Below are 18,884 nucleotides of genomic sequence, written 5' to 3'. Positions count from 1 at the left end.
CGTACCCATGCCCCCACCCACCCCACCCACCCCGCCCACAACATGGAGAACAGGAAAAGAAAGTAAGCCCAGAAGGTAATGACTGCTTCACGAGTGGTCCAGGTCTACGAAAGGGGCGTACCAGGGCAGCCCTTAACTCTTGCCTGTGATGCGCGTCACTCTCGTAAAAGGTTGTACGCGACGGAGATTCAATTCGATTAAGTTCACTAACGATCAATTCAAAGGCCAACGAGCTTCGAATTCAGCCAAATTGGCGCACAGTAATCGTCTGTCTCACCTTCGGCTGCAACATCATCGAATCGGAACCGGCTCTTATCGACTTGCCCACGCCAAGTAACAGCAGGAAGCCAGCACAGCCCGCTGACCCGTCGGGCTGGTCACCCGTTTCCGGCCGCCTGGTCCACCGCGTCGAGCAGCACATCCACCAGCTCTTCATAGCGCTGCCGCCCCCATCGTCCGAACCTGCCCCACCTGGCATCAAACCGATCGCCGAGCCCCCGATCGGTCCCACTCCCCCGCCCGATCCTGCCCCTTCCGGCCCTCTGACCGCCCCGACGCACCCGGCCACACCCCCACCCTCCGACGACGGGGGCCCCACGGCGGCCGACAGCGCGCCGGGCACAGCCTCGGTGACCCCGGTGGGCGAAGCGCGTACGGACAGCCCGACACAGGGCGACGTGTGGGCGCGCGCCACGGCGATCGACGACGCGGTGCGTGCGGTCACTGGCCGACCGGTGAGCGTCTGGCGGCTCCGATCGGATCTGCACCTCGGCCCGAAGCGGGCCCGCCAGATCCGGACACAGCTCCTGGCCCGTCGGCCCGACCACGCCGAACCGCTCTCCTGACCAGCGACGATCCGTTTTCCCACCCTCGATCGCAATATCCGCCGATCGACTTGACAGGGGAAACCCTATGGAGCGTCCATGGGTCGCACCGGCCGAGCGTCACGGGTTCACGCACCCCGAACCCACGGGCGCCCGGGCCGAGTTCGACCGGGATCTTCTGCGCTGCGCACGCACCCGTTCGACACCGTGGCATTCCATGCCGCACCCCGGCCGGGGCCCTCCATCCATCTCCGCTCACCGGAAGCGAGGCCCCACCATGTCCGATGTCCAAGACTCCAACGTCCGTGATCTGCGCCCAGTACCCAGCCCTCAACCTCTGACCGGCCTTACCGGTGCCCCTGCGGCGATCTACACCGAGCTGGTCACCACCCCGTACGCCACGGCGGCCGAACTGGCCCTCGCCGCCGGGCTCGGCCGCTCCACCGCAACCAACGCCCTGGCCACCCTGGAGAAGCAAGGGCTGGTCGTGCGTGAGCCCGGCGGGCACGAGGGGGCGCGGCGCGTCCCCGACCGCTGGCGCGCTGCGGGTGACTCCCCTTCAGCCACCGGCGAGGGCGACGCCCCCACCGGCAACGACAGCGAATCTGCCCAAACTGGCCAACGGCCGAAAACGCCAGCCCCCGCCCTCACAGTGGCCGACCCTGACGGCACTGGCACTACTAGCGAGAACCCGCCAACCACCCCCAGCGCACAAGAGGACTGCCTCGAAGTCCCAGGCGACAGGGAGCAGTCGCAGACCGAGAGCGCAGCAGCCCCGTTTGGTGAGAAGAAGCGACTCGCGCCCGGCGCACTACGGCAGCTTGTGATCGAACACCTCGAAGCGCACCCCACTGAGACGTTCACCGCCACCGCCATCAGCCGTGCCGTCTCGAAATCCTCGGGTGCTATTGCCAACTGCCTGATCACCTTGGCGAAGACAGGTGTCGCCGAGAAGGTGAGCGACAGGCCGCGGACTTACCGCCTCGCGGCGGCACCCACAGCCAGCGAGAACTGATCAGCCGGACCCACCCGTGCTTCCGCCCCACGTGTGCGGGGATGGAAGCACGGATCGCTTCCCGCTGGGCGGTGACGACAGTTGCATGTCGAGCGACACCACGCGCGCGGCGAGGTGGAGCGGCTGTGCGGCGAGCGGAATACCCTTTCGGGCGAGATCGTCCGCCGGCAGCGCGCGGGGCGAAGTAGCCGGAGGCCTGCCCGCGTGGGTACAGAGGCTGTGCAATCGCTTGGTGATGGTCGCTATCCGTCATCGGCGAACTCTCATCTTCACCCAGGCGCGACGGCTGGTCCCCTACGGCCACACCCAACGGCGGGTCAGCGTTGATAGAGGGTGATCTTCAGACCATGGACGTTGCGGTAGTAGGCGAGGGACAGGCCCGCGCGAGTGAGGGCCTGTTTCTGGGATGCTGCTGTGCGGGCGCCGGCTTGGCGGGCGCCGGAGGAAAGGTGCTGGCAGGTGATGTGCCAGACGCGGGGTGCTTGGGTCAGCCGCCGACGTAGGGGCGCTTTGTCGGCGCTCTGGTTGTCCAGGGTGCCGCGTTCAGCGGCAGTCCGGGTCGTGCCCACATCTTGGAGAGGGGCGAAGACCTCCGGGTGGGCAGAAGCGATCAGACCGCACCGGCCGCCGCTGAAGAGGAAGCCGTCCCCGGGGACGGCGCGATCCTGCAGCGTGGTGATTACGGCGGTGGTGTCCCAAGAGCGGCTGTCCTGCTGCCGGATGGCTTGGTGCGACAAGGCAATCGGGACAGCTAGCAGGAGGGCGAGCAGTACCTGCTGGGGCGGAGTAAAAACGGTGGCGGCCGCGGCGATCAGCAGTGCCAGGGCCGGCAGGCAGAACAGCAGGTAGCAGTAGGCGAAGAGCGGATTGCCGAGCGCGACGGCCATCAAGAGCAGCGGGGGCACAGTCAGCCACGGCACACCGACGGCTAGGGCCAGGTGCGGGGCCTTGCGCCGACGGGCCACGAGGAGGGCCACGGCGACAAGAGCCGTGGGGGTGAGCACGAGCTTCAGCGCGGCGGGGAGGGTGCCCTGGCCAGGTGTGAGCAGCCACGTAAGGAAGTTGTACGGGGTTCCACCAGTGATCGGTGCAATCTCACCCACGGCAGATCGCTGGGTGAAGCCTAGGACCAGCAGCGGCACGACGGCGGCGATGCCGCTTGCCTGGGCCAGCAACAGGCGTTTGACCACGCGGCGGCCGGGGCGTCGCAGGGCCGCAGTGACTCCGTGGGCTGCCACCAGCAGCAGCCCTAACACGTTGAACCAGCCCAGCAGGGCTATGAGCACGGCATAGCCAGCCGCCCACCGGCGATCACCGGACAGGGTTTTCACGAGGGCGTACGTGGCCAGCACCGCCACCGCCATGACGAAGGCGAACGAGCGGGCCTCCTGCGCGTACCGCGACGCGGTCGGCAGCACGGCGAGCAGCAGCCCTGCGTACAGGCCCAGGCGTGGACCGCTAAGCAGCCGCCCCAGCCACGAGAGGCCGGCTGCTGCGACGGCCACTGCCAACGCGGAGGGCAGCCGCATCGTGAACTCGCTGATTCCCCCCAGCCGCCCGACCAGGTGCATCAGGACGTAATGCAGGCCGTGCACAGCGTCTACGTGCTCTAGCAGTTGGACAAGTTGAGGCCAGGACCGCCGCGCCACGTCCATCGTGACGATTTCGTCGGTCCATGCGGAAGGGCGCGCGATCCTCCACATTCCGAGGCCGAGTGCGACGATGAACGGCACCCACACTGCTGCCCGATCCGGGCTACATAACTGCGAGCGAATGACCCGAAGGATGAACGTCCTCCCAGTGACCGGTGGTAGACGAGCACACGGGAGCCTCAAGGTGCTGTCCTGCCGAACATGACCACGCGAGAGTACAGTTTTCAGCACGTTTTCAAACGAACTTTCGGCGATTCAGATGTTTTCCAGCCATCAGCCGACGAGACCAACGCAGTGCTGCTTGCAGCGGAATCGGCCAGATAGGCAGGGCACTCCGAAAGATGTTCATGTAGCAAGGCATCGAGCAATCCGCTTCGTTGGGGTGGCCATGCTGAGCAGAATCAGCCACCGGTCCTCGTAAAAGTCTGCTCGACTAATGCTGTGCGCGAGTCGACGGGCATCTGGATCGCTGTGCTCCGTAGGGCTGTTACAGCTCACGAGACAGGGTCAGTCGCCGCGCGGACGCCATGCACGGGCTTGGCGGACCGCCGCGGCGGTTGCCCACAACCACATGAGGACGCTGATGAGCAGGACAACCCCCACTGCCGACCCGAAGAGTTCAGGGGTGATGTAGGACTCTCCGTTGGTTGTGACCGGGGCCGCGAGGCCGGCCGCGATGACGCTCCCGGCGAGGCCCGCTATCGCCAGCGGAGTGAGGACAGACCATGCTGAGCTTGCGCGGAAGACACGTAGGCGGGCCCTGACCCCGGAGTTTGGACACCGGAGAGACTTGGATCTTGATGGTCCAGGAGAACGGAGTCCCTGTGGGGATGAAGCACTACCCCGCCGAGTTCAAGGCGGACGCGGTCGCGTTGTACCGGTCCCGTCCGGGAGCGACGATCAAGTCGGTCGCTGCCGATCTCGGAGTGAATACCGAGACGCTGCGTAACTGGATCCGTGCCGCCGACGGACGACGTGCCGGTGCCCACTCCGCGCCCGCGGAGAGGCCGCAGCCGGCCGGTGACGCGGTGCAGGCGGAGCTGGCCGCCGCGAGGAAGAGGATCCGCGAGCTGGAGGAGGAGCGGGACATTCTCCGCAAGGCAGCCCGGTATTTCGCAGGGGAGACGCGCTGGTGAACCGCTGCCAGTTCGTTGAGGACCATCAGCGCCGGTTCGGCGTGAAGCGGCTGTGCTCGATCCTGGGGATTGCCCGCTCAAGCTTCTACTACTGGCGCCGCACCGCTGCGGACCGGGCAGCCCGCCAGGCCGCCGACGACCGTCTCGCGGCCCGCATACGCAAGGTCCACCAGGACTCCGACGGCACTTACGGCACCCCCAGGGATCACTGCCGAACTCCGCGACGAGGGCGGCCAGTTGGTCAACCACAAGCGCGTCGCGCGGATCATGCGGACCATCGGCCTCGAAGGGGTCCGCCTGCGGCGCCGGCACCGCACCACCCTCGCGGACCCGGCTGCGGCGAAGCACCGGACCTGATCGGCCGTGACTTCACCGCGACCGCGGTGAACACGAAGTACGTCGGCGACATCACCTACCTGAGCGTCGGCAGCGGGAAGTTCTGCTACCTCGCGACCGTCATCGATCTCTGTTCACGACGTCTGGCCGGATGGGCGATCGCCGACCACATGCGCACCGACCTCGTCATCGACGCCCTTGCGGCGGCCGAGCGGACTCGCGGCAGCCTCGCCGGAGCGGTGATGCACACCGATCACGGAGCCCAGTACACGAGTCGGGCCTTCGCCGATGCCTGCCGCCTCGCCGGCGTCCGCCAAAGCATGAGCGCGGTCGGCAGCAGCGCAGACAACGCCGCTGCGGAATCGTTCAACGCGACCTTCAAAAGGGAGACGTTGAAGGGGCGACAGAGCTGGTCAAGCGAACGCGAAGCCCGCCTCGACGCCTTCCGCTGGCTCCACCGATACAACACCCAACGCAGGCATTCCCGACTCGGACAGCGATCGCCGATCACTTACGAGAACGCCTTCCACACAACATCAACTACCCTGACCCGAGCCGCATAGACGTGTTCAAACTCCGGGGGCAAGGCCCATCCTTTAGACCGGCAGTTGGACGACAGTGACCCCGTCGTGCTCGGCGACCCAGTTGCGCAGGCTCACTGCACGATGGGTGTTGAGATTGTCCCATACGAGTACGAGTGGGGCACCAAGTTGCTGGTGGGCGGCGCTGAGCAGGTCGCGGTAGTCGGTCCAGGAGAAGCTGCGGCGTCCGGCTTTCGTATGGCCGCCGTGGGGGTCGTGGAGTATGTACCGGTAGATCAGGCGGGACCGTTCGCCGGGGCGGTAGCAGCACAGAGCGGCCACCGACACCCGTCCCCGGGAACGCCCTCTGACCCGGATCACCGGGGTGTGGCCGCGCCTGGACCAGGTGCGGGAGGTCGGCGGCGTCATCGAGAAGCCGGCTTCGTCTTCGAAGACGATCCAGCCGTCGAGTGCCGCCGCGGCGCTTCCACCTGGGGGCCACGTGTCTTTCACCCAGCCGGTGACCGCGTCGTCGTTCCGCTCCAACGCCCGCCGGGCCGGGACCTGGTGGCTGAACCCGTGTCGGTGCAGCATCTGCGCGATGGCCGACAGCGTGAGTGTCTTGTGGAACCGGCGTCCGATCAGTGTCTTGATCCTGGCCAGGGTCCAGGTCTGGTCCGGCCATCCGTGCGCGACCGGCCCTCTTGCCAACTCCTGTTCCAGGACCGTGAACAGGGCCTCGCTCAGCTTCGGCCGGGCAGCCGACCCCTTGGACTGCAGGGCCTGCCGGCCGCCGTCCTGCCAGTCAGCACGCCACCTCTGCACCGAGCGCAGACTGACCCGCAGCTGCTTGGCCATCACCGTGTTGACCTGCCCGGCGGCGAACATTCCGGCCGCTTCCATCCGGATGCGCTCCCGAAACGCCCGCCGCTCGGCCGTGAGCCCACCACCTTGCGGATACCTCATAGTTCCGACGTACCGCGACGGCCACCCCCTGCCAACCCTCCACGACATCACGCCCGGAAGGTCAGTAACGAGCCGTCCAGCCCTCGAGCAGCCCCGAGGCGGTGCCAGGTTGCAGCGCCGAATGCTGCGCCTTCTTCAGGCCACCGCGGGATGCTACACCCACGATGCGGCCCTCAATGGCCCGTCGCGCTCGTGAGATCGCTGGCTTGGTCGCCTCTTCCCCCTTGGGAAAAGTGTTCCGTAGAGTGACACGAGAGCGATCATTACCAGCACGGGGGACGTCATGGCCTGGGACGAATGGGAACAGCTCAAAGCCAACGCAAGTGGCTCGAATTCCGCACAAACTCGACTGAATCAGGTGGCTCCGCCCAGCGGTGACGGCGGCGGCCCGGCCGACCTGGCCTCGACTCCCGCAGAGAAGCGGACCGCCGCGAACGCCATCGAGCAGCACCTCGAACCCGGCACCGCGAAGGCGGGCAACACTGTAGAGATCAGCACAGAATCGGCAGTCAGCGAATTCCGCGGCAAGGACGGCCACGGCTGGGACACTTCCACAGCGCTGAAGAAGGCACACGCCGCATGGGAGAAACAGGTCAAATCGCTCGTCGGCCGCTTGAGTGCGGAGAAGTACGCCCTTCGTGAGACCGCCACCCGGATTCAGAACACCGATATCGGCATCGGCACCCAATTCCGGCAGCAGTCCCAGATCGACAAGCACTAACCGGCTTCGGGGGAACCATGCCGACGTATCACGAAGTGATGACCACCGACCTGTCCAAGCTCACCGCGGCCGCCGCCAAGTGGGACGACATGGCAGGTGAGTTCAAGAAGCTCGAGGACCAGTACCAACGGGATGTGCACGGCGTCACCCTGGGACCGTCGTGGCAGGGCCAGAGCGCCCAGGCCGCCAATGCCCGCTTCGACACCGCGCTCCACGAGTTCCAGGCGGCCCAGAAGGAAGCAAAGGCCATAGCCTCCCTTCTCCGCGACGCCCACGACCAGTTCACGGAACTCCGAGGCAAGGTCGAGGCCGCACGCGCCGACGCCATCAAGGCCGGCATGCGCGTTTCCGACCAGGGTGCGGTCCAGTTCGACTATGCCCGCGCCGACGAAGCGACCCGCCGAGCAGCGCAGCACGACCCGGGGCTCCGTGACGCCGAAGCCAGTTGGGCCGCCCACATCCGGCAGGCGGTCAAGGCCGTCAGCGATGCCGACGCCGGCGTGAAGATCGCGCTGGAAGCGGTCGTCATCGACGCCGACACCCGCGACGGCTCGCTCAACGGCTTCAACGCCTACGCCAAGGGCGATGTCGAGAAGTACGAAGCCCTCGAGCTCAAAGAGATCGCGACGCGCATCAACTCCGGGGACGCCACCGGCCAGGACCTCAAGGAAGCCCAGCGCGCGTTCCGCGACAACTCCGGGAACAAGGAGTTCAGCCAAACGCTCCTCAGCAGCCTCGGTCCGGCGAACACCATCAGGTTCACCAACAAGCTGAACGACCTGGCGTACCTCGACGACAAGGGCCACAAGAGGGACTACCTGTCACTCCAAAAGAGCCTGGCCACCGCCCTCGCCACCGCCACACAGGACCCGAAGTCCAAGTTCTACAAAGACTTCCGCGCCGACCTCCAGAAGGCCGGAATTCAGAAGTACGAGTTCGACGTGGCGGGAGAACGGATCCACTCCGCGGGCCACGGCCAACAAGTCCGCGGCTACCAGAGCCTGATCACGCTCATGCAGCACGGCAAAGGCTACTCAGGACAGTTCCTCGGCGACCTCACAGACGACATGATCGCCGCCGAGAAGAAGGACAAGAACATCTGGGACCTCCACGGCCGGTTCGAAGGCAAGCACGACGGCTGGTTCGCCAACGACCCGATCGACGGCGCACTCGGCCTGATGAGCCACGACCCGGACACGGCCACCGGCTTTCTCGACCCGAAGGCGGACGGGGGCAACGACCGCCTGCAGCACCTCATCCGCGAGCGCGACTGGGACACCACGAACACCACCAGGTGGAGCGGGAACGTCGAGCTGCCGACCGACGATGTCGCTGACAAGGACGCACGCAAGGGTCTCGGAGCCGCCCTGGAGGCCGCGGCGACCGGGCACACGCCAGGGTCGGAGCATGCACTCGGCGGTCACACTCTGGCCCAGGCTCGCGTGATGAACGAGACCATCGGCCAGCTCAATGCGGAGGGCATCGCCGAGAAGCTCCCGGAGAACCTCCGTCAACCGATGGCCAATATGCTCGCGGACTACACGCCGGACACCCACCAGATCTTGGCCTCGGACAATCTCACGTACAAGGATCGTGTCTGGGATGACGACGGAACCGTAAAGATGGGTGTTCCTCACGAGGAATTGGTCAAGGTGATGCGCGGTGTCGCTTCCGACCCGGAGGCGTTCGGCCACATGTACCGCGCCGAAAAGCAATACGCACTGGATGTATTCGCCGGCATGCCCGACGACCACACCAGCCTGACCACCCAGAATCGCATTCACGAAGCAGCAGCCGCCATAGGCGCCTACGACGGCGTCCGAACGGACACTGTCTTCGACAAGCGTTTTGAGGCCACGCAGTGGTCCAACGACTTCAACGCTCATGTCACGCGGACTTCCGGCGCAGCACTCAACTTCGTTTCCCCAGGGGCTGCTATCCCCGCTGACTTCGCCAACCGAATCCTCGACTACACCCTGTACGAGGCGACAAAGGATCGCATCGCCGAAGCCAACCTTGAGGCCACCAAGGGCAACGCCAAGCTGTTCATGGCAGGCCAGACGGAAGTCGACGAGATGGTAGGGGCCTGGGCCAAGAGCAACGGGCACGAGCTGGACAGCGAGTTCACCAAGCACTTCGTCGGCGAGGGGCAGAACGATCATGCAACAGCTCGTCACAGAGCGCTGATCCTTCTGCGCCCCGACTACTGACAGCCACGAGCACAGCAATAGCCCAGACAGGGACGTTTCAGAGTGACGCACAGCACGCCGGACAACCAATCCAGCTCGCAGACTGAGCCGGACCAGGAGTCGACATCCGCTCTCGAGCCCACCGCACAACGCCGGCTCCGCCGCAAGCCGGTCATAGCCGTGGCGGTACTCGCCCTGGCCGCAGCCGGATTCGGGAGCTGGGCGTTGACTGCGGGTCCCTTGTCCACGGAGAGCTACTGCTGGGGTGCTTGGGAAGAGGGCAGCGGCTCACCAATCCTGGGGGATGCGGCATTGAAGGACGACGGCTCACGAAAAGCCACCGAAACCTCACCCTCGGCCGACAGCCCTCACGGTGAGTGCACCCTCACAGTGAAATCCGCCAGCTCCCAGGGAAGCCAGAAGATCTCCTACGAGGACCGCGTCACCGTCCGCTACGGCACCGCTCCGCGAGACACTGCCGACCGCAGGGCGTGGATGGGTGAGTTTCTTTACGCGGGCGGCGAGCGCTTGCCTGACGGGCTGCCGGGTCTCGTCGACACCGACCGCGGGCTTCTGGTCCTGCCCAAGGAATGCGATCAGGACGGACAGCCGACCGTCGTCACTCTCCGGGCGCACGGCACGAGTTCCTCCGCTGGAGACAGCGTAGCCAACCCCACTAGCCTCGGCGTCGAACGCGACGTCGCCAACCTGCTCCTTCACGCCGCCAACCAGGGCATGGAGAAGGCGGGCTGCGCTCCCGACCAGAAACTGCGCCTTACCGAAGCGTTTCCTGCCACCGAAGCGAACAGTCCCAAGGCCCGCTCCGAGGAGCGCTCACCTGCTCCCAGCGGAGTGTGCGACATCCCTGGCTTGCGCTCCGGGGACAACTGGATCCAGACGGGCCGGGACGAGCGTCTCGAGATCTGTTCCGTCACCACGGAAGTACCGCAACAGGAGCCTGAGTTTGCGGGTCAGTTCCTGGCCGTGACCGAGCCTCGCATCGTCGACCTGTTCAACAGCATGGCAGGTAACCGCACTCCAGGCTCGGGCTGGAAGGGCAAAGGTGTCATCGAGGACTCGTACGCCGTGGTGAAGGCCCAGTGCAACGGGGCCGCGACCGTCTTCTTCCAGCAGCTCAGCGAGGACATGCAGAAGGTCTCCAAGCCGGGGCCCAAGCAAGTCTTCGCCAACCGGGTCAACGCTGCGACCGAGCGTGCGCAATGCGACAGGATCACCCCGGCCAACTGACCGTCCCCAACGACAAGTCATCGCCGCCTGCACTGCCTGGCAGGAATCGCGAAATGATATGCGGCAGGGCCTTGCTTCTCAGCAAGCCCGTGCCGCATTTCGTAAGCCTCTTCGCTCAAGACCAGGCACCGCTGCTACGTCGACGAGACCGGATCACGGTGACACCGACCGCGCCTCCCAGTAGGAGCGCTGCTCCAATCCCCAGTCCAGTCCACAGCGCACCACTTCCGTCACCGCCGCCGGAATCGGCGGCAGCTGCGGCAGGCTTGTCGTTCTCCGGCTTGCCGTCATCCGGCTCAGCGGCATCGGAAGAGGGCGGCGACTTCGGCTTGGCCTTTGGGAAGTCCGGCAGCGGGTATGTGTTCAGCTGGACCGGGATCACCGGGGTTCTTTAGGGCGATGCGAGGGCGGACGGCTCCGTAGCCGACGTAGTCCGATCGCTCCTTGCCGCTCTTGGCCTTGCCCGCGGTTTCGACCAGGACACGGAGCACCTGGTTGTTGGTCCAGGTCGGGTGCTTGGACCAGATCAACGCTGGCGACGCGGAGGCGATCGCCGCAGCTCCGCTCGTGCCGTGAGACTTACACAGACCAGTTCCACCCGCACAGGCATGTACCAGCTCATCACCGGGCGCTGACAGATCAACATGCGGCCCGTGTGTGGACTCCTTGGTCGTCTCGATGTTCCTACCGAGCGCAGCCACTCCTACGACCCCGGGCGTCGCTGCCGGCCAGTTAACAGGACTACCGTGTTCGCCTTCGTTGCCGGACGAAGCGAAGATCAGCTTTCCCTTGGACAGCGCGTACTTCACCGCTGCGTCCGCGCCTGGGATGTCTCTCGCGCCTCCGACGGAGATGTTGATGATCTGGGCATTCGAGTCGGCTGCGTAGCGAATGGCTTCTACGAGGGGCTTGTCAAATTTCGACCCCAGACTGTCGTAGGGGACCCGCAGCGGGAGGATCTTGCTGTCAGGTGCCAATCCAAACGCACCGTCACCACCCGGACCGGCCCCAGTACCGGCGATCAACGCTGCGATACCGGTGCCGTGACCGTCGTAGTCCGTGTGTTCGTCTCCAGGTTTGTGCGGTGCGAAGTCCTTACCGTCGAGAACCTGCCCACGCAGCTCCATAGGAGACTCTTCCACGCCGGAGTCGATCACAGCGACGGTGACGCCCTTGCCGGTGCTCGTCTTCCACATCTCATCGGCACGCATGGCATCGAGATGCCACTGCTTGTCGCGAACCTCCCCTACGTGAGCAGGAGTTGCCGCTAGGCCTGCGAGCAACAGGCCCAGTGCGGCGGCTGCCCCGCGGCCCAATCGTCGGGGCAGGCCGATACTGCTGCGCATCATTGTTCCCTGTGTTGTACGGCTCGGCATTACTCGATCACAGGCGGCACGGGACGGCGGCTGTCCTGCTGCCAGGTCTCTTCGGGCTCGGTCGCATACCCCGCCGAGCGACGCCCTTCGCGAGGGTCCCACCGGGAAGTGCTGCTCCGCCCAGGCGCCATGCCGATGGCATCACCACGTCGCCCGGCCCCTTGCGGTGTGCTGCTACCAGAAGCCGACCCACGAGCTCCGCCACTGCCACTGCCACCCGACGTGGTGCCCGCCGCACCACCTACACCACCGGACTGGTTAGGGGTTCTGGTCGTACCACCGGAGCCCGGAGCTCCGGGCCGGGGAGCGGCCTGGGCCCTGCCGGCTGCAGGTTGCTGCCCGGCTCCGACCACGCCATTGGTCCCACGTGCACCAGGAATACCGGTAAGCGGCGCGCCACCAGTACCACTGCGTCCATCTGCCCGTGGTGCCCCGACGGTGTCTCGAGCAATTGGCCCCACTCCGCGAGGGCCAGGCATACGTCCTTGAGTGCTGCCGCCTCCCGCAGGCCCGCGGCCAGCAGGGGTGGCTGGACCTGTACTCGGCGGGCTGCCGATGACAGTGCCTCGCGGCCCGGTGCCGACAGGTCGGCCAGTTGCTGGTGGGACCGGTCGTCCACCGATGATGCCGTTGCTGACGGGCGGTCGACCGGTGACACTGCGCCCAGGCTGCGTTGGTATGCCCTGACTGGGAAGCGAAGGCCGACTGCTGGGAGCGCGTCCGGTCGTTGCACCTCCGGTGGGCGCCGGCGCCGGCCTCGGCAGCTGCGGCACCGGAGCACCCGGCATCGGCGAGATGGCTTCCGGCTTTCCGGCCGGCGGCGTGCCCTGCGGTGGGGCTGACGGCGTCACGGACAGCGGGGGCTCGGTCGCCACACTGTCGATCCCCATGTCGGCGGTGCTGCCGCCCGGCCTTGAAGCCGAGTTATCCGGAGAGACCACTCGGCCAGGATCCGCATTGTTCCCCACGCCGCCCTTCACCTGCTCATGAGAAGCAACGCCAGCTGCCGATGAACCACCTCCAAGCCCAGCGGTCCCTCCGCTCCCCCTTCGCGGGCCACGTAGTCCGAGCCCTGCTGTCCATTGACAGGCACGAACTCCTCAGGCAATTCAGGGAACTTAGAACTCGTAACACGATCTTACTGAAGCGTTCTGGTCGAGCGTGACGGTTGTGACGATCTGACCGTTCGGGTGGGTGTGACGACTCGGCCGTGGATCGTGGATGACGACTTGTGGGCGCTGATTGAACCGTTGCTGCCGCCATGGCCGGAGCGGTCGCCGGGGCCGAACCCGGTGGACGACCGGTTGTGCCTGCAGGGCATCCTGTATGTCCTGTACCAGGACATCGCATGGCAACTCCTGCCGCTGGAGCTGGGGTTCGGCTCCGGGCAGACCTGTTGGCGAAGTCTGGATCGCTGGCAACAGGCGGGAGTCTTCGACCAGTTGCACCGCATCCTGCTCGCGAAGCTGAACGCGGCCGGCGAGCTCGACTGGTCCCGCGCCTGCGTGGACGGCTCCCACGTCCGTGCGAAAAGGGGGGAGCCGCAACCGGCCCGTCGCCGGTCGACCGGCGCAAGACGGGCAGCAAGCACCACCTGATCTGCGACGGGAAGGGCACCCCCGCTCAAGGTCATCACCACCGCGGCGAACGTCAACGACATCACGCAGACCCTCGCCCTCGTCGACGGTATCCCACCGGTGACCGGACGCCCGGGCCACCCCCGCCGGCGCCCCGACGTGGTACTGGGCGACAAGGCATACGACTCCCGGGCCGTCCGCCGTGCACTGAGCAAACGCCGGATCATGCCGGTGATCTCCCGCAAGGGCGCCCCGAACATTAAAGGCTTGGGCAAGCTCCGCTACGTCGTTGAGCAGACCTTCGCCCTGCTCCACCAGTTCAAGCGCCTGGCCGTGCGGTGGGAGCGACGCCTCGAGCTTCACGACGCCTTCGTCTCGTTGGGCTGCAGCCTTATCTGCTGGAGGCGAATCAAGAAGGCCGGATTACATCCGCGGTAGGAGCTTACGAGGTTCCGCGCCCCTCATGAGGCGCCCGGCGCCCGACACCGTTGGATGAGTTCGGTCGTGGAGACGCCGGCCGTGTACCGCACAAGCCGCAGCTTCCCCGCATCGGCCACCGGACCGAAGACCTCTTCGACCTCGTCCGCTGTGAGGTCGTCGCCGTGCACGACCACGTCGATGCCGTGCCGGTCCAGGAACTCGTTCGTGACCCGGTAGGGCGCGTCCGGGAGCACCACATCGACGTACCGGCACGCCTCGATCACCGCGACCCGCTCCGCCAGCGTCATGATGGGCCTGCGCTTGTAGCCGGCCACGACCTCGTCCGAGAGCACCCCGACAATCAGCCGCTCCCCGAAGTCCCGCGCGGCCCTGAGCAGCGCGACGTGTCCCGGGTGGAACAGGTCCCCGACCATGTCGACGTAGACGTTCCCACGCTCAGCCATGCCTGTCGCCCTCTCGACGATCCCAAGCCGACCAAGACTGGGTCACCGGCCCCGCTTCGTCAACCATCCGCCGGTCGACGCCCGAAGCGGCTCAAGAAGGCTCACTCATGATCGTGTTACGAGCTCGTAGCGTTGAATTCTCGCGGTTTCCACCTCATGGTGATGGATGTCCGGCGTACGGCCGCGCAGGTCTCGGGGGCGTCGGGGCCGTGTTCCCGTATGCCGCCGCCAGGCCGCGCTCCGGGGGTCACGGCGTGGCTCCTGCCGCACCATCTCCGATCGGCGGTTGTTCGGTGGGCTCGGCGCTTGCCTTGAGCAACAGGCCCACTGCGTGTGCCGCTTGTTGGGGAACGACGCTGTTGCCGAGGAGGCGGAGTTGGGCGGCGCGCGAGAGGCCCTCGGTATGGGTGACCCAGCCTTCGGGGAGGCCCATCATCCACTCGACGAGCTCGGCGGAAAGGCGGCGGGTTCCGGGGACCGTGGGGCTGGGCGCGGCGCGTCCGGTTATGTGTTCCCAGCGGCGGATGGCGGGGAGGTAGGGGGCCCACCATTCCCTAGGTGAGTGATGGCGGTGCGGAGGTTCACGCCGCCTCTGCGTTTCGATGTGGTGCCCGCACCGCCTTTGCCGTCGGAGGAGGTCGGGGTCGGCAGCAGACGCTCGCGTACGGCGGCTTCCGCAGCCCCGGTTGATGTGTGGGCAGTCAGTGCCGCCGCCGTGGAGGCGAGAGTGAGGCTGCCGTTGCCGTGCTTCTGGTTCGGTGAACCCTTGGCACCGTCGCTGGCTCTGGGAGTGGGCAGCAGGCACACAACCTCGTCGGCCAGAGCACGTCCGAGTCCTGCTGCCATGTCTTTCGACTGGTGTTGACGGCCGCCAGGCGAGGACGAACACCCTCGCCCTTTGATGCGGTGCTCCGACGTCACTCGCACGAAACAGGCCCCACTGCGCATCGCGCCCCCGCTCGGCCAGATCCGCGAGAACGGCGCCCAGTGCCCGCATACCGGGTTCTTCCACGGGGTCTCCCACACACGGCGTGCAGTGTTCCAGCGCGCGAAGGGAGTCGGTTCCGGCTCGGGTGGACAGCAGGCCGCGGACATTCTCAAGCACCACCAGATTCGGGTTGAGGTGGGAGATGGCAGTGGCGACGTGGCGCCAAAGCCCGGAGCGGGTCCCTGCCAAGCCCGTACGAGGACCGGCCAACGACAAGTCCTGGCAAGGGATTCCCGCGGTGAGGACGTCCACGGGTTCCACGCGGCTCCAGTCCATCGTGCGGAGGTCGCCGAGGTTCGGGACGCCGGGCCAGTGGCGGGCGAGAACCTGCTGGGCCCGAGGGTCGTTCTCCACATGCCAGGCGATGCGCCCGCCCAGGACACTCTGCACACCAAGGTCCAGGCCACCGACCCCGGTACAGATACTTCCGATCCTGGGTTCAGCGGTCGGCACGGTCGCCTCCGCCGGTGCAGCTGCGGGAACGGAAGACGGCTGTGGTCACTGGCTTGCGCGACGCGCACCGACGGGTCCGAGCATGCGTACGGTGCGCGTGCTTGCTAGGTGGGGAACTCCCGGGCCCCGGTGGTGCTTTGAGGACAATGACGTCTTCGTGTGCGATCAGGTGGAGCGGGGTTCCTTGGCGGCGGGCGTCGCGGACGTTCTTCATCTGGAAGAACGACGGACGGGGAATCAGCTGACTGTCGCGGATGCCTGCCAGAAGGGCGACATTGCGCTCGGTGGGGACGAGGCCGGCGGCTTCTCCGGCGGCGAGGGCGGCGCTGGGCAGGTCGATGAGTTCGCCGCGTTCACGCCAGGGCCGGGTGGTGACCACGACGGTTCCCCCGGGCCGGAGCACACGTCGGCATTGGGTGAGGATGTCGGTGAAGGCGTCCAGGAGTGCGTCGGTGGGGATATGGGCGAGGTTGTGGGGGTCGTGGCTGTAGCGGAAGTTCCGCTTGGTCACGCCTGGTTGGCCGCTGTCACGGCTGGAGCGGACCTGTCCGTGGTCGGAGGGTCCGTACGGCGGTGAGGTGAGGACGAACGCGATCTTGCCATGGTGTTCGGCGGGGATCAGAGCGGGCAGGTCGCGGGCATCGCCGCAGGCGACCGAGCCGTGGCCGTTGCCGCCGTCGAGCATGGCGGAGTCGGCGTTGCGGCGGGCGAGGTGGGCCCACTTGGGTTCGTACTCGACCCCGAGGGCGTTACGGCCGTGGTGGATCGCTTCGACGAGGGTGGTGCCGATGCCGCACATCGGGTCCAGGACCGTTTCGCCGGCGTGGGTGTAGGCGAGGATCGCGTGCGCGGCGAGGATCGGGAGCATCTTGGCCGGGTGGGCGGCGGACCCGGGCACGTAGCGGTCCTTGCGCTGGGCGGGGGCGGAGGTGGGCGCGGTGTTCCACACAGAGGCAAGACGCACGGTCATGGCCGCACCCCCTGGGCCCTGAGCACGAGCAGGTCACTGTGGATCAGGCCCAGCGGTGCGCCCTCTGGTGGCGTGGGGACGATGCGGTCGCCCGATGCGCGGCCGTGGGCGATGACGACGTGCTGCAAGTAGCGAAAGCCCGCCGTGCGCGCACAGGCGATCAGCGAGCCGAGAGGGTCGGTGAGGCGGCCGGCGTCCCGATGCTGACGGGTGGCGAGGAGCAGCAGTTCGCCGTGGCGGAGGTAGTAGTGGGCGCGGTGGAAGAAGCCGGGCCAGCCGTCTTCCATCCCGCCGGACGACGCGCAACTGGTGGCCGTCCAGTCCTCGGTGGCAGCACGGAGCGTGTCAGGGTGAAGCTCGGCGAGCAGCACGCGCGGACCGTCCACGGCGCCGTCGCTGCCGTCCGTCTCCGGGTAAGTGGTGCAAGGCATCCGTGCGTCCATGCCCGGCTCGGTGTCCTGGATGGCCACCTTGAGCAGGCGGGCAGGCACGCGATCAGGGTCAAGGCAGCGGACGAACTCGGTGCGGGCCCTGTCCACCGCCCAATCGGGCAACACACCCCCGGGAACGGGCTGTACCTCGATGTCGTGCGACTCAGGGACCCAGATCGTGGACGGCAGTGGACTCGAACCGCCGGGTACTGTCGGGTGCGCAGCGCTGTGGGCCATGCGGTGCTGGGCGCCAAAGGAGAACCTGCCGCCTGGTGCTGACGGTAAAGATGGAGAACGCCACGCAGCTGATTCTCACCGGCAGCCGGATCCTTTGTCGGGCGAGTCCGCGCTTGCTACAGCGAACGGAGGCGGAACGTCCCTGTCTCCTACAGCCGCCCGTCACAGGCACTGCGCAAGTACCGCCGCCACGGCCGCCACTTGGCCCTCCGCCACTTCAACGACCATGGCGGAGCGTTTCAACTCCCGTAGATCCGTTACGCCGACAGCATCCTCAGACTTCATCGCTCCGCCCGGCACCATCCCTGCCCGCCCGCAATGGCACCTCGAACCACAGCTCCCGAACGCCGTGGTCCATCACCATGCGCCTTCACGCTCACAGAGATTAACGCTCCATGAGGACCCTGCGGAGGTCCCCCGCCAGGTATCCATTGACACGGCAACCCGCCTCGCCCGAGTAAGGCAGGTTTTCAACAAACGAAACCGTGATCAATTCCCTGGCAGCACCATCGCCATGCGCGTATGCACTTTCGATGAAGTTGATCAATCGAACCCCAACGGCCTCCTCAGCCGAGCCCCGTCCAGTCTCGCTGAACAAACCCGAGTGGTCCTGGCCTACGAAAGGTGCGCACCAGGACAGCTCTTAGCCCCTTGATGTGACGCACGCCACTTCCGTGAATGGTTGTATGTGACGGGGAATCAATTCGGTTAAGTTCACCGACGATCAATCCAAAGGTCAAAGATCTTCGAATTCAGCCAAATTGGCGCACATTAGTCGCCTACCTCGCCTTCGGCGGCAACATCATCGACCTCGGCTCTTACAGGGCGAAACCCTCAGTTGGGCTGATCACCCGGATCGTCCTGTCACATAGTGAGATCCGTTCGACTTTCTTGCTGGCGTTGGAAGTTCGGCAGGATTCCGGTTTCGTCGAGTGAGATCGCTACGGAAGAAGCTGAGGGTTGCGTTTCTGCGGTGGCGTCTACTCGAGATCGAAACGGAACGGCCCTTCTTGCCGCGGATCGGCTCAACTCCGGTGGGATCTGCTTCTTTTGGAGTGTGCGCGCATCTGGCGGCGCTTCGGAGATTGAGAGGCCTGCGGCCGCGCAGGCATGCTCACGCTGCGCACTCGGCCTCGTAACTAGTTGGGGGTCTCACGTTCCAGACATTTCAAGCTCTTGCCGCGAGCTGGCTGGGAGTTGAGGTGGTGAAGTTATCCATCGCCCTTGACGAAATTTGACGGCGCAGTGTTGGCTCTGGCTGCTTGTGAAGGGCCTGTGACCTTTGGGTGGGGGCTGTGGTGCTGGGAGGGCTGTACCCGGCTTAGCCAGGCGCTGACCATTCGCGGGCGGCACACAGGAT

At 66.2% G+C, this 18,884-nt stretch carries 15 protein-coding genes and 1 pseudogene; 8 read left to right on the top strand and 8 right to left on the bottom strand.

From position 1 onward, the window contains the following. Positions 1–638: 638 nt before the first annotated feature. Both ACFQVC_RS03200 and ACFQVC_RS03195 read left to right on the top strand, forming a co-directional pair. Positions 639–845 carry a hypothetical protein gene (locus tag ACFQVC_RS03200; protein WP_381826140.1) on the top strand — a complete coding sequence of 69 codons (207 nt, stop codon included), beginning with the start codon at positions 639–641 and terminating at the stop codon, positions 843–845. 256 nt (positions 846–1,101) lie between these two features. Continuing rightward, complete coding sequence (locus ACFQVC_RS03195) at positions 1,102–1,839, top strand: helix-turn-helix domain-containing protein (protein WP_381826138.1); 738 nt, start codon at positions 1,102–1,104, stop codon at positions 1,837–1,839. A 317-nt stretch (positions 1,840–2,156) separates the two neighbouring features. Here ACFQVC_RS03195 and ACFQVC_RS03190 read toward each other — a convergent pair whose 3' ends face one another. Next, positions 2,157–3,572, bottom strand: coding sequence for a glycosyltransferase family 39 protein (locus tag ACFQVC_RS03190; protein ID WP_381826136.1), 1,416 nt, complete (start codon positions 3,570–3,572; stop codon positions 2,157–2,159). 719 nt (positions 3,573–4,291) lie between these two features. Here ACFQVC_RS03190 and ACFQVC_RS42575 point away from each other — a divergent pair. Both ACFQVC_RS42575 and ACFQVC_RS03185 read left to right on the top strand, forming a co-directional pair. Beyond that, the gene (locus tag ACFQVC_RS42575) at positions 4,292–4,627 is read left to right on the top strand and encodes a transposase (protein WP_465270587.1); all 336 of its coding nucleotides are present in this window, start codon (positions 4,292–4,294) and stop codon (positions 4,625–4,627) included. Then, positions 4,624–5,526 carry an IS3 family transposase gene (locus tag ACFQVC_RS03185; RefSeq protein WP_465270586.1) on the top strand — a complete coding sequence of 301 codons (903 nt, stop codon included), beginning with the start codon at positions 4,624–4,626 and terminating at the stop codon, positions 5,524–5,526. Before ACFQVC_RS42575 ends, ACFQVC_RS03185 begins: the two co-directional genes overlap by 4 nt. Before the next feature lie 33 nt (positions 5,527–5,559). Here the strand turns inward: ACFQVC_RS03185 and ACFQVC_RS03180 are convergent, their stop codons facing one another. Further along, positions 5,560–6,450, bottom strand: a complete 891-nt coding sequence (locus tag ACFQVC_RS03180; RefSeq protein WP_465270585.1) for an IS630 family transposase — start codon at positions 6,448–6,450, stop codon at positions 5,560–5,562. 283 nt (positions 6,451–6,733) lie between these two features. On the opposite strand from ACFQVC_RS03180, the gene ACFQVC_RS03170 reads away from it, so the two are divergent. From ACFQVC_RS03170 to ACFQVC_RS03160, 3 genes are read left to right on the top strand one after another with little or no spacing between them, the layout of a single operon-like run. Continuing rightward, positions 6,734–7,171 (top strand): hypothetical protein, encoded by a 438-nt coding sequence (locus tag ACFQVC_RS03170; protein ID WP_381826135.1) that lies wholly within the window; start codon positions 6,734–6,736, stop codon positions 7,169–7,171. Between the two features lie 38 nt (positions 7,172–7,209). Further along, a complete protein-coding gene (locus ACFQVC_RS03165; protein WP_381826133.1) occupies positions 7,210–9,381 on the top strand; it encodes a WXG100 family type VII secretion target in 2,172 nt (723 codons plus the stop codon). A 42-nt stretch (positions 9,382–9,423) separates the two neighbouring features. Continuing rightward, positions 9,424–10,608 (top strand): hypothetical protein, encoded by a 1,185-nt coding sequence (locus ACFQVC_RS03160; RefSeq protein WP_381826131.1) that lies wholly within the window; start codon positions 9,424–9,426, stop codon positions 10,606–10,608. A gap of 296 nt (positions 10,609–10,904) precedes the next feature. Here the strand turns inward: ACFQVC_RS03160 and mycP are convergent, their stop codons facing one another. Further along, positions 10,905–11,954, bottom strand: a complete 1,050-nt coding sequence (gene mycP / locus ACFQVC_RS03155; RefSeq protein WP_381826129.1) for a type VII secretion-associated serine protease mycosin — start codon at positions 11,952–11,954, stop codon at positions 10,905–10,907. A 1,244-nt stretch (positions 11,955–13,198) separates the two neighbouring features. Between mycP and ACFQVC_RS03150 the strand changes: the two are divergent. Further along, positions 13,199–13,999: pseudogene (locus ACFQVC_RS03150) on the top strand (IS5 family transposase). 23 nt (positions 14,000–14,022) lie between these two features. On the opposite strand, the gene ACFQVC_RS03145 reads toward ACFQVC_RS03150, so the two are convergent. The 5 genes from ACFQVC_RS03145 to ACFQVC_RS42570 all read right to left on the bottom strand — a co-directional run bounded on the left by ACFQVC_RS03145 (position 14,023) and on the right by ACFQVC_RS42570 (position 18,071). Then, positions 14,023–14,445, bottom strand: a complete 423-nt coding sequence (locus tag ACFQVC_RS03145; protein ID WP_381826127.1) for an adenylyltransferase/cytidyltransferase family protein — start codon at positions 14,443–14,445, stop codon at positions 14,023–14,025. Between the two features lie 247 nt (positions 14,446–14,692). Beyond that, on the bottom strand, positions 14,693–15,886 hold the full coding sequence (locus ACFQVC_RS03140; protein WP_417851968.1) for a DNA cytosine methyltransferase: 1,194 nt from the start codon (positions 15,884–15,886) through the stop codon (positions 14,693–14,695). Further along, complete coding sequence (locus ACFQVC_RS03135; protein WP_381826125.1) at positions 15,873–16,856, bottom strand: TRM11 family SAM-dependent methyltransferase; 984 nt, start codon at positions 16,854–16,856, stop codon at positions 15,873–15,875. Before ACFQVC_RS03135 ends, ACFQVC_RS03140 begins: the two co-directional genes overlap by 14 nt. Then, the gene (locus tag ACFQVC_RS03130; RefSeq protein ID WP_381826123.1) at positions 16,853–17,347 is read right to left on the bottom strand and encodes a hypothetical protein; all 495 of its coding nucleotides are present in this window, start codon (positions 17,345–17,347) and stop codon (positions 16,853–16,855) included. The genes ACFQVC_RS03135 and ACFQVC_RS03130 overlap by 4 nt, the downstream gene beginning before the upstream one ends. A 562-nt stretch (positions 17,348–17,909) precedes the next feature. Further along, positions 17,910–18,071 (bottom strand): hypothetical protein, encoded by a 162-nt coding sequence (locus ACFQVC_RS42570; RefSeq protein ID WP_465270584.1) that lies wholly within the window; start codon positions 18,069–18,071, stop codon positions 17,910–17,912. Between the last annotated feature and the right edge of the window lie 813 nt (positions 18,072–18,884).

This window comes from Streptomyces monticola (genome assembly GCF_042665355.1).
Taxonomy (GTDB): Bacteria; Actinomycetota; Actinomycetes; order Streptomycetales; family Streptomycetaceae; genus Streptomyces; species Streptomyces monticola.
Note: the sequence above shows the minus strand (reverse complement) of the source record. Positions and strands in the feature narration are given on the sequence as shown.

What these genes read in the sequence shown, in the direction of transcription:
- ACFQVC_RS03165 (WP_381826133.1), top strand. Translation starts at nt 7,210, where the DNA reads ATGACCACCGACCTGTCCAAGCTCACCGCGGCCGCCGCCAAGTGGGAC.
- ACFQVC_RS03135 (WP_381826125.1), bottom strand. Translation starts at nt 16,856, where the DNA reads ATGACCGTGCGTCTTGCCTCTGTGTGGAACACCGCGCCCACCTCCGCC.
- ACFQVC_RS42575 (WP_465270587.1), top strand. Translation starts at nt 4,292, where the DNA reads ATGGTCCAGGAGAACGGAGTCCCTGTGGGGATGAAGCACTACCCCGCC.
- mycP (WP_381826129.1), bottom strand. Translation starts at nt 11,954, where the DNA reads ATGCGCAGCAGTATCGGCCTGCCCCGACGATTGGGCCGCGGGGCAGCC.
- ACFQVC_RS03145 (WP_381826127.1), bottom strand. Translation starts at nt 14,445, where the DNA reads ATGGCTGAGCGTGGGAACGTCTACGTCGACATGGTCGGGGACCTGTTC.
- ACFQVC_RS03195 (WP_381826138.1), top strand. Translation starts at nt 1,102, where the DNA reads ATGTCCGATGTCCAAGACTCCAACGTCCGTGATCTGCGCCCAGTACCC.
- ACFQVC_RS03170 (WP_381826135.1), top strand. Translation starts at nt 6,734, where the DNA reads ATGGCCTGGGACGAATGGGAACAGCTCAAAGCCAACGCAAGTGGCTCG.
- ACFQVC_RS03180 (WP_465270585.1), bottom strand. Translation starts at nt 6,450, where the DNA reads ATGAGGTATCCGCAAGGTGGTGGGCTCACGGCCGAGCGGCGGGCGTTT.